Source organism: Salinispora sp. CH2A1_6 (assembly GCF_056820975.1).
The window spans coordinates 521,187-537,340 of record NZ_JBXEDG010000003.1 but is presented as its reverse complement, the minus strand read 5'-3'; the positions used below and the strand labels follow the sequence as shown (position 1 = coordinate 537,340).

General features: G+C 74.8%; 12 protein-coding genes. All 12 read right to left on the bottom strand.

Annotated elements, in window-relative coordinates; all coding sequences use genetic code 11:
• Positions 1-67 precede the first annotated feature (67 nt).
• Genes cobA through cobN form a run of 12 tightly spaced genes read right to left on the bottom strand, consistent with a single transcriptional unit; the run spans position 68 to position 16,139 of the window.
• Positions 68-1,735, bottom strand: coding sequence for a uroporphyrinogen-III C-methyltransferase (gene cobA, locus AC1UKG_RS07305; RefSeq protein ID WP_482642645.1), 1,668 nt, complete (start codon positions 1,733-1,735; stop codon positions 68-70).
• Complete coding sequence (locus AC1UKG_RS07300) at positions 1,732-2,322, bottom strand: precorrin-8X methylmutase (RefSeq protein ID WP_018742293.1); 591 nt, start codon at positions 2,320-2,322, stop codon at positions 1,732-1,734. The genes cobA and AC1UKG_RS07300 overlap by 4 nt, the downstream gene beginning before the upstream one ends.
• A complete protein-coding gene (locus AC1UKG_RS07295) occupies positions 2,319-2,573 on the bottom strand; it encodes a 4Fe-4S binding protein (protein ID WP_018742292.1) in 255 nt (84 codons plus the stop codon). Before AC1UKG_RS07295 ends, AC1UKG_RS07300 begins: the two co-directional genes overlap by 4 nt.
• Positions 2,561-4,294, bottom strand: a complete 1,734-nt coding sequence (gene cobJ / locus AC1UKG_RS07290) for a precorrin-3B C(17)-methyltransferase (protein WP_018742291.1) — start codon at positions 4,292-4,294, stop codon at positions 2,561-2,563. The genes AC1UKG_RS07295 and cobJ overlap by 13 nt, the downstream gene beginning before the upstream one ends.
• Positions 4,291-5,622, bottom strand: a complete 1,332-nt coding sequence (cbiE, locus tag AC1UKG_RS07285; protein ID WP_482642646.1) for a precorrin-6y C5,15-methyltransferase (decarboxylating) subunit CbiE — start codon at positions 5,620-5,622, stop codon at positions 4,291-4,293. The genes cobJ and cbiE overlap by 4 nt, the downstream gene beginning before the upstream one ends.
• Positions 5,589-6,731 carry a cobalt-precorrin-5B (C(1))-methyltransferase gene (locus AC1UKG_RS07280; RefSeq protein WP_482642647.1) on the bottom strand — a complete coding sequence of 381 codons (1,143 nt, stop codon included), beginning with the start codon at positions 6,729-6,731 and terminating at the stop codon, positions 5,589-5,591. Before AC1UKG_RS07280 ends, cbiE begins: the two co-directional genes overlap by 34 nt.
• Positions 6,731-7,552: a precorrin-4 C(11)-methyltransferase gene (gene cobM / locus AC1UKG_RS07275; protein WP_018742288.1), complete on the bottom strand. Its 822-nt coding sequence runs from the start codon at positions 7,550-7,552 to the stop codon at positions 6,731-6,733. The genes AC1UKG_RS07280 and cobM overlap by 1 nt, the downstream gene beginning before the upstream one ends.
• Entirely contained in the window at positions 7,549-8,292 is a 744-nt protein-coding gene (cobI, locus tag AC1UKG_RS07270; RefSeq protein ID WP_018734300.1) for a precorrin-2 C(20)-methyltransferase, read from the bottom strand. Before cobI ends, cobM begins: the two co-directional genes overlap by 4 nt.
• The gene (locus AC1UKG_RS07265) at positions 8,289-9,647 is read right to left on the bottom strand and encodes a cobyrinic acid a,c-diamide synthase CobB (RefSeq protein WP_029122860.1); all 1,359 of its coding nucleotides are present in this window, start codon (positions 9,645-9,647) and stop codon (positions 8,289-8,291) included. Before AC1UKG_RS07265 ends, cobI begins: the two co-directional genes overlap by 4 nt.
• On the bottom strand, positions 9,641-10,252 hold the full coding sequence (gene cobO, locus AC1UKG_RS07260; protein WP_018813376.1) for a cob(I)yrinic acid a,c-diamide adenosyltransferase: 612 nt from the start codon (positions 10,250-10,252) through the stop codon (positions 9,641-9,643). Before cobO ends, AC1UKG_RS07265 begins: the two co-directional genes overlap by 7 nt.
• Positions 10,252-12,474, bottom strand: a complete 2,223-nt coding sequence (locus tag AC1UKG_RS07255; RefSeq protein WP_018742285.1) for a VWA domain-containing protein — start codon at positions 12,472-12,474, stop codon at positions 10,252-10,254. Before AC1UKG_RS07255 ends, cobO begins: the two co-directional genes overlap by 1 nt.
• The gene (cobN, locus tag AC1UKG_RS07250) at positions 12,471-16,139 is read right to left on the bottom strand and encodes a cobaltochelatase subunit CobN (RefSeq protein WP_482642648.1); all 3,669 of its coding nucleotides are present in this window, start codon (positions 16,137-16,139) and stop codon (positions 12,471-12,473) included. The genes AC1UKG_RS07255 and cobN overlap by 4 nt, the downstream gene beginning before the upstream one ends.
• Positions 16,140-16,154 lie beyond the last annotated feature (15 nt).

Below are 16,154 nucleotides of genomic sequence, written 5' to 3'. Positions count from 1 at the left end.
GGCCCGCCGTGCTCCTCACCAACCCGGAGTGGGTCACCCGCGCGGCAGCCGCCCTCCGGGAGCCAGCTCAGTGGCCCGACGTGGCCAGAACGGGCTCCGCGGCGAACGCCGCGACCAGACCGACCACGAAGACCGCCGGGGGACACACGCCCGCCCGAGCCGCCACCGCAGCGATCTCGTCCAGGCGTGCCGGCAACGAACGCTGCCCCGTGTGGCCGGCGTCCTGCACGGCGAGGGCCGGGGTGTCCGGGGCGCGCCCGTGCGCGATCAGCTCCGCGGCGACGGCGCCGATCGTCTCGACTCCCATCAGCACCACCAGCGTGCCCCGGGACCGGCCCAGCGCCGCCCAGTCGACCAGCGAGTCCGGATGTCCCGGCGGTAGGTGCCCGGAGACGACGGTGAACTCGTGCGCCGTCCCGCGATGGGTGACCGGCACCCCGGCCAGGGCCGCCGCGGCCACCGCGCTGGTCACCCCCGGCACCACGGTCACCGGAACCCCGGCCGCCGCGCAGGCCAACACCTCCTCGTGTCCGCGTCCGAAGACATACGGGTCGCCGCCCTTGAGCCGGACCACCCGCCGCCCGGCACGGGCGTGCCGGACCAATGCGGTGTTGATGGTCTCCTGCCCGACGGAGGGTCCCCGGGGTGACTTCGCCGCGTCCACCACCTGCACCCCCGGGCGTAGTCCGGCGAGCAGTTCCTGCGGGGCGAGCCGGTCCACCACCACCACGTCGGCGACCGCCAGCAACGCCCGGCCTCGGACGGTGATCAGGTCTGCCGGACCCGGCCCGCCTCCGACAACCGCCACCGCACCCGGCCGCAACACGGGCTCGGGATGCTGGTGCTGGTGCTGGTGCTGGTGCTGGTGACTGTGCCCGCCCACCGGGTCGTCCGGATGGTCGTGCGGGGTCTGCGGTCGACCCACCTTGTCGACGAAGCCCGGCATCGACACCCGGTACGCGCAGGTGTCGCAGTTCATCCGGATGTCGCCCCGCATGGCCTCGGCGTGGCGTTCCAGCACCAGGTCGGCGAGGGAGTCGCAGTCACCGATCAGGTCCGCCACCCGCAGGTCCAGCCCCGGGTGGGCGGCGGCGTACTCCCGGGACTGGGCCCGAATGCGATCCGGTAGCACCCCGGCGAAGAGGAAGTACGGAGCGACGACGATCCGCCGCGCCCCGAGCCGGCGCAGCCGATCCAGGACCGCCGGCACGGACGGCTCAGCGAGCGAGATGAAGCCCGGCTCAACGCCCGCGTAGCCCCGTCCCTCCCACAACAACCGGGCCACCTTGGCCACCTCGGCGTTCGCGTCCGGGTCGGTGGAGCCGCGCCCGATCAACGCCACCCAGGTGTCGGCCCGATCCGCACCGCCCAGCGCGGCGTCAATCCGCTCCTCGAGAGCGGTGTGCAGCAACGGGTGCGGGCCGAGCGGTCGGCCATAGGCGTAGGACAGGCCGGGGTGGCGCTGCTGTTCCCGAGCCAGCGCGGCCGGGATGTCGCCCTTGCCGTGTCCGGCCGCGGTCAACACCAGCGGCAGCGCCACCAGTGCCCGGTGTCCCCGGCCGGCGAGCGCGCCGACCGCGTCGGTCAGGGGCGGACGAGACAACTCGATGAAGCCGCCCTCGACGTCGCCGACCGTACCGCCGGCACGAGTGCGGACCCGTTCGACCAGCGCGGCGAACTGCGCCACCCCCTCGGCGCTGCGGGTACCGTGCCCGACGATGACCAGTGCGGTCACTCTTCCCCCTCCACATAGAGCAGGGCGTTGAGGGCGGCGGCGGCCACCGCCGACCCGCCCTTCTCGCCCCGGTTCGAGATTCCCGGCAGGCCGCTGACCCGCAGCGCGGCCTTCGACTCCGCGGCGCCGACGAAGCCCACCGGTAGGCCGACCACCAGGGCCGGCCGGGCATCCAGAGCGAGCAGTTCGGTCAGCGCGGTGGGTGCACAGCCCACCACCCACACCGCACCGGGCCCCACCCGGTCCAGGGCGATGCGCACCGCGGCGGCCGAGCGGGTGATCCCGGCCTGCCGGGCCAGCGCGGCGGTGCCCGCCTCGGCAACCGGGCAGACCGTTTCCCGGCCGGTGATCCCGGCGGCGACCATCGCCACATCGGCCACGACCGGCGCACCGGACCGGAGCGCGGCCAGCCCAGCGGCCAGCGCGGCCTCGTCACAGACCAGATCTGTCACGTAGCTCAGGTCCGCGCTGGCGTGTACCACCCGCTCGATGACCGCGCGGGTCAGCGGCGACAGGTGCCGAAGATCAACCCGCTCCCGCAGAATCCGGTACGACTCGACCTCGATCGGATGCACCGGCCGGCTCACCCGTCCTCCCGCACCGCTGCGGCGTTGTCCGGGATGATGATCATCGACTCCTCCTGTCGCGGGCCGGCGGTGCGGATGGCACCAACCGGGCAGATCTCTAGACACTCCAGGCAACCGGTGCAGCGGTCGGCCCGGATGACGAGGCCGCCGGGCACCGGCCGGATGGCGTGCGTGGGGCAGGTCAGCAGGCAGGCCCCGCAGCCCTGGCAGCCGTCAACCCGCACCGGAGCGGGGCCGGTCACGTCCGCCACCGGTAGCCGCGCGGGGTGACCATCCGGCCGGCGACCCGGCGCGTCTGGCTACTGCCCACGACCACGACGCTGTACATGTCGACGATCGCCGGGTCAAGGGTCGCCAGGGTGGCCAGGTGCACCCGCTGCCCGTCCCGGCTGGCGTTGCGGACCACCCCGACGGGTGTATCCGGCGGTCGGTGCTCCGCGAGGAGCCGCAGCGCCGCCGGCAACTGCCAGTCCCGGTTGCGGCTACGCGGGTTGTAGAGCACCGCGACGAAGTCCCCCTGCGCCGCGGCGGCCACCCGACGGGCGATGACCTCCCACGGGGTGTGCAGGTCGGACAGGCTCAGGTAGGCGTGGTCGTGCCCCAGCGGCGCCCCGAGCAGGGCCGCCGCCGCGAGGGCGGCGGTCACCCCGGGCACACCCACCACATCGACCCGCCCGTCGGCGTACTCCAGGGCCGGGCTCGCCATCGCGTACACCCCGGCGTCGCCGGATCCGACCAGGGCGACGGCCTGGCCGGCAGTGGCCTCGGCGACGGCGGACCGGGCCCGCTCCTCCTCGGCGCCGAGCCCGCTGGCGAGCACCCGGGTCCCCGGGCGCAACAGGTCGCGGATCTGGTCCAGGTACTGGTCCAAACCGACCACGACAGCGGATCGCCGTAGCTCGGTCACCGCCCGGGGGGTACGCAGTTCGGCCGCTCCGGGTCCGAGGCCGACCAGGGCGAGCCGGCCGCGCGGCGCATGCCGGGCGACCGCGACGGTCGCCATCGCGGTCGCGGTCTTGGCTACCAGCAGCTCAGCGTCCCCGCCGAGTAGGGCCGCGGCCTCCGCGACGCTCGGCGTGCCGACCGCGGCGCGAACCACCTCGCTGGGGTTGGGCACCGCAACCGCCGCGAGTTCCGCGGCGGACCAGGTCGTCAGGGGTATCCGCAGCGCGTCGGCGGTGGTGCGAATACCGTCCTCATCGGCCTTGATGTCGGCGCTGGCCAGACAGCGCAGGCTCGCCGCGCTGAGGCCCGCGGTGGCGAGCACCCGATCCAGCAGGGCACGCACCTCCGCCGCTGGCACGCCGCGGCTCGCCCCAACCCCGGCGACCAGTGCGGGGGGCCGAAGCACGGCGGTCCGCTCATCCAGGGGCACGATCCGGTCGGTGACCAGCACCCGGTAGCCCGCCGCGGGGGCACCGGCGGGGCCGGCCGGGACGACCTGGACGTTGGCTGGCAGTGCCGGCAGTGGCCAGGGCGCGTCGGCGACCACCGTGACCGGCTCGCCGTCCAGAATCGCCCGGCTTACCGCGGCGACCGCCCCTTCGACCGGCCAACCCAGGGTGTCCAGGCCGGGCAGGTCGACCGCATCGGTGGCGGTGGTGACCACCGGCGCCGCGTCGAGTAGCGCCCCGACCTCGGCAGCGAGGGCGTTGGCGCCCCCGGCGTGCCCACCGAGCAGGGCCACCGCGTACCGGGCCGCCTCGTCCACCGTCACCACCGCCGGATCGCTACGCTTGTCGTCGAGCAGCGGTGCAAGGAGACGGACCACCGCTCCGGTGGCCAGAAACGCGACGACCTGGTCGCACTCCAACCAGGCGGCCCGGAGTCCGGCGGCGGCGCTCTCCGCCTCCAGCAGCCGGGCCTGTGGCCAGGCATCGGCGAGGACACGGGCGTGCCGGCGCCCCGCCGCGGTGACCGCGACCAGACCGATCCGACGCGACCGAGTCTCGGTGCGTTCAACGTGCTTCACAGGAGCTCCCCGGTGAGGACGACCACCGGATTGGTGGCCGCGAGACGGATCGACCCGCCGGGCAGGTCGGCGAGGCGGGCGGCGGAGAGTTGGACACCGTTGACCAGGTAGCCGGCGACACGCAGCACGTCCCGGGCCGGGGCGACCCGGTCCAGCGCGGCGAGCGCGACGAGCACCCGCGCCGGCCGGCGGGCCGCCACCGCGGCGAGCACCCCGGTGCCGCCCCCGCCGACGAAGACCGCGTCGGCGTCGGGGAGCCCGTCCAGGGCGGCCGGGGCGGCACCGGGAACCACCCGTACGTCCACGCCGTGCCGAGCGGCGTTGCCGTGAACCAGGTCCACGGCGGCGGGATCCCGCTCCACCGCGACGACGGCCGCGCCGAGCAGGGCACACTCGATGCCCACCGAGCCGCTGCCGGCGCCCACGTCCCATACCAGCCGGCCGAGCCGGGGCCGCAGCCCGGCCACGACCAGCGCCCGCACCTCCGCCTTGGTAATCATCGAATCGCGGTGCCGGTACGCCCCCTCGGGCAGCGCCCACCCCACGGCTGGGGCGGCGGCCGGCTGGTTGTCCACCCGGGCCGCTCCGACCGGTCCGGGGGCGAGGCTCAGCAGCACGTGCGGATCGGTCCAGTTACCGGCCGCCGCCTCCGCCGGGGTCGTCCAGGTGATCCGTTCGGCGTCGGTGCCGAGGTGCTCGGCCACCACCAGACGACGCGACCAGCCGGCCAGACCGGCGCCGAGCTCCGCGGCCCCCGCGCCCGGCGCGGTGAGCACCGCGACCCGGGGCAGTGCCCGGCAGGCGTTGAGCGCCTCCCGAACATCCCGGCCGTGGGCGCTGACCACGGCCGCGCCATCCCAGGAGAGCCCGGCGCGGGCGAAGGCGGCGGCGACGCTGGACACCGCCGGTAGCACCCGCACCGGCAGCCCGGCTGCCCGCAGTCGCCGCACGATCCCGAAGCAGCCCGGATCACCGCTGGCGAGGACGACGGCCGGGGTGCCGGCGGCAACCGCGGTGGTGAGCCGCTCCAGGGCCGGCACCAACGGACCGAGCACGACCGTCTCCACGCCGGCCGGCACCGGCGCAGCCGCCAGGTGCCGGGCCGCACCGACCACAAGCCCCGCCCGCGCCAGCTCGGCGGCGAGGGCGGGGTGGGCCGGGTTACCGGCGGCGTCCACACCGGCCACCGTCACCACCGTCGCACCGGCACCGGCACCGGCACCGGCTCCATCGACGACGGAGTCACCGACGCCGTCGGCACCGGTCTCCCGCCGATCCACCCCCGGCGTACCCGTCACCGGGCCCACCGCCCGCTGGCGGCCACGCATCGCCGCCCGGTGAAGTCCACCATCGCCACGTCAACGGCGACGGTGTCCTTGGCGAAGCGGCGCAGCACCGCGCGGACCTGACCGCAGAGCAGGTCACCGGCGGGACCGAGCAGGCCGGCGGCCTCCCACAACTCGTACGCGTGCCGACCGGTGTTGGCAGCGGTGACGGCGGCGGCCAGCTCGGCGGTGCCGCCCGCCTCGACGGTGACGGCGCCGAGGAGCGACAGATCCACCTTGGAACGGGTGTAGTGGGTCATCAGCACCCCGGCGGCGAGCTTGGCCAGTTTGCCGGCCATCCCGACAAAGGCCACTCCGGACAGTCCGTGCGTGACCGCGGCGGTGACCGCCGCACCGGTGAAGTCACCCACCTCCACGAAGCACACCTCAGGCAGCTCCGGCAGCAGCGCTCGGGCGGCCCGCTCGGTCCGCCCACCCGTGCACAGCACCACGGTCGACTCTCCCTGAGCGGCCGCCACCTGTACGGCCTGCACGACACTGGCCCGCCAGGACGCGGTGGAGAACGGCCTGACCACGCCGGTCGTACCGAGGATCGAAATGCCGCCGAGGATGCCGAGCCGACGGTTCGTGGTCTTCCGGGCCATGATCTCGCCACCCGGGACACTGATCACCACCCGGACGCCGAGGACGGCCAGGTCGACCAGCTCGGCGACCGCCGCGCCGATCATCTGGCGCGGGGTGTCGTTGATCGCCGGTCCGCCGACCGGCAGTCCCAACCCCGGCTTGGTCACCGTGCCCACCCCGGGCCCACCCGCCAGGGCCAGCCCCGGGACCCGTCGCCAGCCGACCGTGGCGGTCAGCTCGGCGCCGTGGGTGACGTCCGGGTCATCGCCGGCGTCCTTGACCACCACCGCCTCGGCGCCGTCAGCCGTACGGTCGCAGCGGGCCACCGGGAAGCGCACCCGCCGCCCGGCCGGCAGTCCGATCTCGACCTGCTCCGGCGACACGCCGGTGACCAGGGCGGTCAGCGCAGCCTTCGTCGCGGCCGTCGCGCAGGCGCCGGTGGTCCAGCCGGTACGCAGCGCCACGGGCCGGACCTTCGCGGTACGCGGCAGGTCCGGCTCACGCAACGGCGGCACATCGTAGGCCATCAGGTCGGCCGATCCGCCCGAGCGGTGACCTCCTGACGAAGGGCGGCCCGCGCGGCCGGCTCCGCCCGCCGGTGACCGTGGAAGTGCCCCGGATGGTAAAGGTGCGAACGGGTACCGGCGGCCGCCAGCGCCGGCCCGACCAGGATGAGGGTGTGCTTCCAGAGCCGGTGTTCCTTGACCGTCGCCGCGAGGGTGCCGACGGTACAGTGCGCCACCAGTTCGTCCGGCCAGGTCGCCTGATACGCCACGACCGCCGGGGTGTCGGCCGAATACCCCCCGGCGAGCAGCTCGGCCTGCACCTGACCGGAGCGGGCGGCGGAGAGGAACAACGCCATCGTCGTGCCGTGCCGGGCGAACTCGCGCACCCGCTCCCCCGGCGGCATCGGCGTCTTCCCACCCTCCAACCGGGTGAGGATGACCGACTGGGCGATTTCGGGAACGGTCAGCTCCCGACCGATCCGGGCGGCGACCGCGGTGAACGAGGAGACCCCCGGCACGATCTCCACGGCCAGCCCGAGCGCCCGACACAGGTCAAGCTGCTCCTGCACCGCTCCCCACAGCGCCGGATCGCCCGAGTGGATCCGGGCCACGGTCAGCCCGTCGGCGGCGGCCCGGCGGAACAGGGGCAACACGCCCTCCATCGGCAGCCGCGACGAGTCGACGATCTCGGCGTCCGGTCGGGCGTGCGCCAGCACGTCGGCGTGGACCAGGCTGGCCGCCCAGACCACCACGTCGGCGGCGGCGATCACCCGGGCCGCGCGCAGGGTCAGCAGATCCGCCGCACCGGGTCCCGCACCCACGAACCAGATGGTGCCGCTCACAGTTTCCCCCCTCGGCGGTCCCGGCGGGCCGGGACCAGCAGTGTCGACAGGTACGGCGGGTCGTCCCCGGCCTCGGCGGCCGGACCGACGCGGTCGCCGGCCAGGCCCAGCCCGCTACCCAGCACCGCGTCGGTGAGTCGACCCTGCCGGCGGAGCTCGGCCAGCAACTCCGGGTGCCGCCGCCACCCCTTGTAGGCGACGACCGTGCCCGGCCCGGCGACCGCGTCGGCGAAGAGCGCCAGCCCGGCGGTTGCCGGCAGCAGGGTCAGTGGCTCTCGCCCCTCGCAGAGTGGAACTCCGCTTCTGGCGGCGAGTTCCTGCATGGCGGTTATGCCGGGGACGGTGTGCACGGCGACCGCCGGCCGCAGTTCGCGGAGGGTCTGCGCCAGATAGCCGAAGGTGGAGTAGACGTTGGGGTCGCCGATGGTGGCGAAGGCCAGAGCCCGGGCGCCATCGTCGACGGCGGTGGCGACCGCCTGCGCGGCGGCGTTCCACGCGCTCTCCCGCCGGCGGGTCACCCCACCCCGGTCGTCCAGGGCGAACGGCAGCCGGCGCAGCCGCTCCGGCGGAAGGTACGGGGCGATCGTGGTCTCGGCCCGGCCGGGAGCCACGGCGCCCGCCGGCCGGTCCAGCACGGGTACGAAGACCACGTCGGCCTCGCGCAGCACCCGTACCGCGCGCACGGTGAGTAGCTCGGGGTCGCCGGGGCCCACCCCGACCCCGGTCAGCGTCACGGTCATCGGGTCGCCGCCGCTACCAGCCGCCGGGCTGCTCGGGGATGGCCGGCCCAGTGGGTGTGCAGGTACGAGGCGTGGATCCGGCCGGCGACAAAGCCGTGCGCGGCCCCGTCCCAGCGCCATGCCGGCTGCTCACCATGACCGGGATCGGTGCCGGTGCGGTGGAACTCGTGCCCACGGACCAGGTCCCCGGCGGCGTGCGGCACCGAATCGGCGGCGGCGACCGCCGCCCGGTAACCAAGGGTGAGCCGTCCGGTCATCCGGGCGGTCAGGTCAAGTCGGCCGCACATCGGCACCCCGTCCAGTTCGCGTCCCAGATAAAGCAGTCCGGCGCACTCGGCCACCACCGGTCCGTCGAAGGCGGCCAGATCAGCGCGCAGCCCGGTGTTGGCGGCGAGCGCCTCCACATACACCTCGGGAAAGCCGCCGCCGACAACCACGGCCCGGGTACCGGCGGGCAGCGCCTCATCTCGCAGCGGATCGAACGGCACCACGGTGGCACCGGCAGCCGTGAGCAGCTCGGTCGACTCGATGTAGCCGAAGGTGAAGGCCGGGCCACCGGCGACGGCGACCACCGGACGGTCGGATCCGGCCGGTCCGCCGACGGCGGCGGTCGGGTCCCAGGCCGGCGCGGTCAGTGGCGGCGCGCTTCGGGCCAACTCCAGCACCGCGTCGAGGTCCACCGTCGCTCCCACCAGGTCGGCCAGCGCGTCAACCACGGCGATCGACTCGGCGGCCCGCTCGGCGACCGGCACCAGGCCGAGGTGGCGGGCGGGAGCGGCGACCTCGGCAGCCCGGGTGACCGCGCCCAGCACGGGTACGCCGACCTCGGCCAGGGCCTCGCGCAACAGCGACTCGTGCCGGGGCGAGCCGACCCGGTTGAGCACCACCCCGCCGATTCGCACCGCCGGGTCGAAGGCACCCATTCCGAGGGCCAGGGCGGCGGCGCTGCGCCCCTGGCCGGTGGTGTCGAGCACCAGCAGCACGGGCGCGGCGACGAGCCGGGCGACGTGGGCGGTGGAGGCGTACCCGCGCTGGCCGACCGCACCGTCGTGCAGCCCCATCACCCCCTCGATCACGGCGATGTCGGCGGGGCGGGGCATGGCCGCGCCGTACCGCAGCAGACCGGCGATCCGCTCCTCCCCCACCAGCCACGGGTCGAGGTTGCGGCCGGGTCGGCCGGCGGCGAGGGCGTGGTAGCCGGGGTCGATGTAGTCCGGACCGACCTTGTGTGGACTGACCAGGTGGCCCCGACGGCGCAGCGCGGCGAGCAGCCCGGTGGCGATCGTGGTCTTGCCGTGGCCGCTGGCCGGCGCGGCGACCACGACCCGCGGCAGGGACCAGGGGACGCTCACCATTCGATGCCCTTCTGGCCCTTCTGGCCGGCGTCCATCGGATGCTTCACCTTGGTCAGCTCGGCAACCAGGTCGGCGGCGGCCACCAGGCGCGGGTCGGCGTCCCGACCGGTGATGACGACGTGTTGAAACCCGGGTCGGGTGGTGAGGGTGTCGACCACCTCGGCGACGTCCACCCAGCCCCACTTCATCGGGTAGGTGAACTCGTCGAGCACGTAGAGGCCGTACCGCTGGGCGGCCAGGTCGCGCTGGATCTGCCGCCACCCCTCGCGGGCGTCGGCGGCGTGGTCGGCCGCGCCCTCACGCTGGATCCAGGACCAGCCCTCACCCATCTTGTGCCAGCTCACCGGGGCGCCCTGACCGGTCTGCTCGTGCACCTCGCCGAGGGCGCGGAAGGCGCTCTCCTCCCCCACCCGCCACTTGGCGCTCTTGACGAACTGGAACACCCCGATCGGCAGGCCCGCGGTCCAGGCCCGCAGCGCGAGACCGAAGGCGGCGGTGGACTTCCCCTTCATCGATCCGGTGTGGACGACCAACAACGGGCGGTTTCGCCGCTGCCGGGTCGTGAGCCCGTCGGCCGGCACATGCGTCGGCTTACCCTGTGGCATCAGTGCACGCTCCGCTCGACGGCGACACCGGCGGTCGCCAAGGCCGCCAACGGGGCGGTCGTCACGGTGGGCAGGGGGTGGTGGGCGGCGGCCAACTGGGTGGCCAGGCGGCGGGCCAGATCGAGGCGGACGGGGCCGGACTCGCAGTCCACGACGACACAGGGCGTGCCGGTCGCGCGTAGCACCGCCGCCGCCCGCGCCGCGCGGGGCAACGGGTCGGCGCCGGCGGTGGCCCGACCATCGGTCAGGACCAGGGTCAACGGTTGCCGGCGGGGGTCCCGCAGGCGCTCCACCCGCAGCAGCTCGGCGGCGGCGAGCAGGCCCTCCGCGAGCGGGGTACGCCCGCCGGTGGGCAGCTCGGCCAGCCGGGTGGAGGCGGCGAGCACCGAGGCGGTAGCGGGCAGCAGGACCTGCGCGCCAGCACCACGGAAGGCGACCACCGCCACCTTGTCGCGGCGCTGGTAGGCGTCGGTGAGCAGGGCGAGCACCGCGCCCTTGACGGCACTCATCCGCTGCCGGGCACCCATCGAACCGCTGGCGTCCACCACGAAGAGCACCAGGTTGCCCGCCCGCCCCTCCCGAACCGCCTCCCGTACGTCAACCGGGTGTATCTGCAGCGGTCCACGCGTCCGTCCCCGGGCGACCTGGTGTCCGGCGGCGGCCCGGACCGTCGCCGGCAGGTGCAGCGCACCGAGGCGGCCAGCCGGCACCCGGGCGCCGGTGGTGCGGCCGCGCCCGGTCCGCGCCCGCGACCGCCGGCCCGGCACCCCCTCGCCGATGCCCGGCACGGTGAACAACCGCGCCCGGAGCCCGAGCTGCGGCGCGGCCACCGGGTGCGGGACCCCACCCGGATGCGCGTCCCGGCTCGGATGCGCGGACCGGGGCGCACCGTCCTCGGGGCCTACGGGCCGTTGCGAACCGGACGGGTCAGCCATCGAGTCGGCGCTGCCACCGGGATGGATGTCTGCCGCGGAGCCGATATCGGGCTCGGGCCCGGTGTCGCCAGCCGGGCCGCCCGCACCACTGGGGCCGGTGTCCCCGCCCGGGCCACCGTCGGGTGTGGTGCCACCCCCCGGACCACCGTCGGGACCGGCGTCATCTCCCGGACCACGGTCGGGACCGGTGTCGTCGTCCGGGTCATCGGGATGCTCCTCCTGCGCCCGGTTCAGCGCCTCGTCGAGGCGTTGCTCGTCCAGTCCCGGCGGGTCGAACGGGTCCCGGCGGCGACGGTGCGGCAGAGCGAGTCGGGCGGCCACCCGAACGTCTTCCGCGGTCACCCGGTCCCGGCGCTGCCAGGCGGCGTGCGCCACGGCCGTCCGGGCGGTGACGATGTCGGCCCGCATCCCGTCCACGTCGAACGCCGCACAGACCTCGGCGATCTGCCGCAGTGCCGCGTCGGTCAGCACCACCCGGTCCAGCCGGGCGCGGGCGTCGGCCACCCGCCCGGCGACCGCCGCGTCCTCCCCCGCCCAGCGGGCGGCGAAGCCGGCCGGGTCCGCGTCGGCGTCGAGTCGGCGGCGCACCACCTCCACCCGTACCGCCGGGTCGCGGCTGGCCGTCACCTCCACGGTCAGCCCGAACCGGTCGAGGAATTGTGGACGCAGCTCCCCCTCCTCCGGGTTCATCGTGCCGACCAGCAGAAACCGGGCCGCGTGGCGGACCGACACGCCCTCCCGCTCCACGTGGCAGCGCCCCATCGCGGCGGCGTCCAACAGCAGGTCAACCAGATGGTCGTGGAGCAGGTTCACCTCGTCGACATAGAGCACCCCCCGGTGGGCGGCGGCGAGCAGGCCGGGCTCGTAGGCGCGGACCCCGTCGGCGAGCACCCGCTCCAGGTCGAGCGAGCCGACCACCCGGTCCTCGGCGGCGCCGACCGGCAGCTCGACCAACGCGGCCGGGCGACGTTCGGTCGCCGGCGCCGCCGGGTGGGGCCCGTCCGGGCAGCCGGGGTCGGGCGTCCGCGGATCGCAGGCGAACCGGCAGCCGGCGACCCGGACCACCGGCGGCAGCAGGGCGGCGAGGGCGCGCACCGCGGTTGACTTGGCGGTGCCCTTCTCGCCCCGCACCAGCACCCCGCCGATCGTCGGGTTGACCGCGTTCAGCAACAGCGCCAGGCGCATGTCGGCCATGCCGAGTACGGCCGAGAACGGGTAGTTCGCCCCGGGGGCCTCCGGTCGCGGCGGCCGTGAGACCCGCAGTCCCGGTTCACTCGTCGTGCTCATCCGCGGTCCTCCAGATCACCCTCGCTGGCCAGATACGTCTCCCGAAGCCGGTCCAGGGTGCTCGGCTCCGGCTTTGCCCACAGCCCCCGGTCGGCGGCCTCAAGCAGCCGCTCGGTCATGCCGCGCAGCGCCCACGGGTTGGACCGCTCCAGGAACTCCCGGGTCTCTTCGTCAAACAGGTACGCCTCGGCGAGCCGCTCGTACATCCAGTCGTCGACCACGCCCGCGGTGGCGTCGTAGCCGAACAGGTAGTCGACGGTGGCCGCCAGCTCGAATGCGCCCTTGTAGCCGTGCCGGCGCATCGCCGCGACCCACCTCGGGTTGACCACCCGGGCCCGGAACACCCGGCGGGTCTCCTCGCTGAGGGTGCGGGTCCGCACGTCGTGCGGCATCGCCGAGTCGCCGACGTACGCGGCCGGGGCGGTGCCGGTGAGGTGCCGGACCATCGCCACCATCCCGCCGTGGTACTGGAAGTAGTCGTCGGAGTCGACGATGTCGTGCTCCCGGGTGTCCTGGTTCTTCACCGCCACGGCGATCCGCGCGAAGGCGCGTTCCATGTCGGTGCGGGCCTCCCGGCCGTCCAGCCCCCGCCCGTACGCGTAGCCGCCCCACACCGCGTACACCTCGGCCAGGTCGGCGTCGCTGCGCCAGTTCCGGGCGTCGATCAGCGGAAGCAGCCCGGCCCCGTAGGCGCCCGGCTTCGACCCGAAGATCCGGGCGGTGGCCCGGCGCTCGTCGCCGTGTCCGGCGAGGTCCTCGGCCACGTGTGCCCGGAGGTGGTTGTCCGCGGCCGACTCGTCCAGCGCGGCCACCTGTCGTACCGCGTCGTCCAGGAGCACCACCACGTGCGGAAAGGCGTCCCGGAAGAAGCCGGAGATACGGACGGTCACATCGATGCGGGGACGACCCAACTCGGCCAGGGGCACCACCTCGACCCCGGTCACCCGCCGGGACCGGTCGTCCCAGGTGGGTCGACAGCCGAGCAGCGCGAGCACCTCGGCGATGTCGTCGCCCTGCGTCCGCATGGCGCTGGTGCCCCACACGGTGAGCCCGACCGAGCGCGGGTACGCCCCGGTGTCGGCGAGGTGCCGGCTCAGCAGCGAGTCGGCCAGGGCCACGCCGACGTCCCAGGCGTTGCGGCTCGGGATCGCCTTCGGGTCGACCGAGTAGAAGTTGCGTCCGGTGGGCAGCACGTTGACCAGGCCCCGGGTGGGTGAGCCGGACGGACCCGGGGGCACGAACCGCCCACTGAGGGCGGCGAGGGTGTGCGCCAGCTCGTCGGTGGTGCGCTCCAGCCGCGGCACCAGTTCGGTGGCGGCGAAGCGCAGCACCGCGGCGGCCTCCGGAATCGCCCGACCGGTGACCTCGGAGACGACCTCCTCCGTCCGGTCGGAGGGCCAGCCGAGCGTCTCCATTCCCAGAGCGAGACGCCGGGCCACACCCTCGATCAGATCGACGGCGTCGGCGGCGGTGCTGGCGGGCCCGTCGGCCGCCTCGGCCAACGGGGCCGGCACCCGCACCCGGGCTCCGGGCGCGGCGAGCAACGCGGACTCGTCCAGGCCGTAGCTGGCGGCGAGAGCCTGCCGCAGGCCGGGCAGGGCCCGGGTCCCGCCCCACACCTGTGGGGCGCGCAGCACGGCGAGCACCAGGTTGACCCGCGCCTCGCCGACGGGTGCTTCGGCCAGCACGTGCAGGCCGTCGCGGATCTGCACGTCCTTGACCTCGCAGAGGTAACCGTCGAGGTGCAACACGAAGTCGTCGAAGTCGTCGGCGGCCGGCATCTCCGACTGGTGCAGGTCGTGGTGCAGCTCCGCGGTACGCACCAGCTCCCAGATCTGTCCCCGGACGACGGGCACCTTCGCCGGGTCGAGCGCCTGCACGGTGGCGTACTCGTCGAGTAGCTGCTCCAGCTTCGCCAGGTCCCCGTACGTCTCGGCGCGGGCCATCGGCGGCACCAGGTGGTCGACGACGACCGCGTGTGCGCGGCGCTTGGCCTGCGTCCCCTCTCCCGGGTCGTTGACGATGAACGGGTACACCAGCGGCAGGTCGCCGAGGACCGCGTCCGGGGCGCAGTCGGCGGCCAGTCCGAGGCCCTTGCCCGGTAGCCACTCCAGGGTGCCGTGCTTGCCCAGGTGCACCACGGCATCCGCGCCGAAGCCGCCCGTCGCGGCGGGGGCGGCGAGCCACCGGTACGCGGCCAGGTAGTGGTGACTCGGGGGCAGGTCCGGATCGTGGTAGATGGCGATCGGGTTCTCCCCGAAGCCGCGGGGCGGCTGGATCAGCAGGACCACGTTGCCGAACTGCAGGCCGGCCAGGACGAGGTCGCCGCCGTCGGTGTACAGCTCGCCCGGCGGCTCCCCCCAGTGCCTGACCAGGTCGGCGCGCAATTGCGCCGGCACCTGGTCGAACCACCGCCGGTACGTCTCCCGCGGCACCCGCGCGCTGGCGGCGGCGAGCTGCTCGGGGGTGAGCCACTCGACGTCGTGGCCGCCGGCGGCGATGAGCGCGTGGATGAGGGCGTCCCCGTCGTCCGGGACCGGCGCCGCGCCGAGGTCGTAGCCGGCGGCGGCGAGCGCGGCGAGTAGCCGCACCGCGCTGGCCGGGGTGTCCAGGCCAACGGCGTTGCCGACCCGGGAGTGCTTCGTCGGATACGAGCTGAGCACCACCGCCACCCGTTTGTCGCCGTTCGGCAGGTGCCGCAGCCGGGCGTGCCGGACGGCGATTCCGGCCACCCGGGCGGCGCGCTCCGGCTCTGGCGCATAGACCGACAGCCCGTCGGCGTCGAGCTGTTTGAACGAGAACGGCACGGAGACGATCCGCCCGTCGAACTCGGGGATCGCCACCTGCATCGCCGCGTCCAACGGGGACAGTCCGGCGTCGCTGTCGGCCCACTGCTCCCGCGTGCTGGTGAGGCAGAGCGCCTGGATGACCGGCAGGTCGAGGGCGGCGAGCGCACCCACGTCCCAGGCGTCCTCGTCGCCCCCGCCGGCCGCGTCGGCGGCCACGGTGCCCCCGGCGGCGAGCACGGTGACCAGCAGCGCGTCGCAGCGGGCGAAGAGTTCCAGTGGGCCCGCGCCGGCGGTCAGCCCGCGCAGCGAGCCGCAGAAGATCGGCACCGCGTTGCCCCCCGCGGTCTCCACGGCGTCGGCGAGCGTGTCCACGAAGGCCGTGTTGCCGGCGAGCGCGTGCGCCCGGTAGAAGACGATGCCGACGGTCGGCCGGTCTGGGCTGATCGACCGTTCCCCGTGCGTCCCGTACGCCGGGGTCGGTGCGGGGGGCGCGAACCCCTCCCCGGTGAGCAGCACCGTGTCGGAGAGGAACCGGGCCAGCTGCGCCAGGTTCTCCGGGCCCCCCTCGACCAGGTAGGACAGGGCTTGGGTGGTGACACCGGAGGGCACGGTGGAGGCGGCGGTCAGCTCGGCGTCGGGGACGCTCTCCCCGCCCAGCACCACCGTCGGCACGTCCGAGGCGAGGACCGCGGCCAATCCGTCCGGCCACGCGGCCCGGCCGCCGAGCAGGCGTACGACGGCCAGGTCCACGCCGTCGAGCAGTTCCGGTACGCCGTCAACGGCGACCCGGGTCGGGTTGGCCAGGCGATAGTCGGCCCCGCTCGCCCGCGCGGCGAGCAGGTCGGTGTCGGCGGTGGAGAGCAGCAGAATGCGCACGGCAAACTCCGGAGA

Excerpts from the sequence above, each read along its gene's own strand:
- AC1UKG_RS07255 (WP_018742285.1), bottom strand. The coding sequence starts at position 12,474 with ATGAGCACGACGAGTGAACCGGGACTGCGGGTCTCACGGCCGCCGCGA.
- cobI (WP_018734300.1), bottom strand. The coding sequence starts at position 8,292 with ATGACCGTGACGCTGACCGGGGTCGGGGTGGGCCCCGGCGACCCCGAG.
- AC1UKG_RS07280 (WP_482642647.1), bottom strand. The coding sequence starts at position 6,731 with ATGGCCTACGATGTGCCGCCGTTGCGTGAGCCGGACCTGCCGCGTACC.
- cbiE (WP_482642646.1), bottom strand. The coding sequence starts at position 5,622 with ATGCGTGGCCGCCAGCGGGCGGTGGGCCCGGTGACGGGTACGCCGGGG.
- AC1UKG_RS07265 (WP_029122860.1), bottom strand. The coding sequence starts at position 9,647 with ATGGTGAGCGTCCCCTGGTCCCTGCCGCGGGTCGTGGTCGCCGCGCCG.
- cobO (WP_018813376.1), bottom strand. The coding sequence starts at position 10,252 with ATGCCACAGGGTAAGCCGACGCATGTGCCGGCCGACGGGCTCACGACC.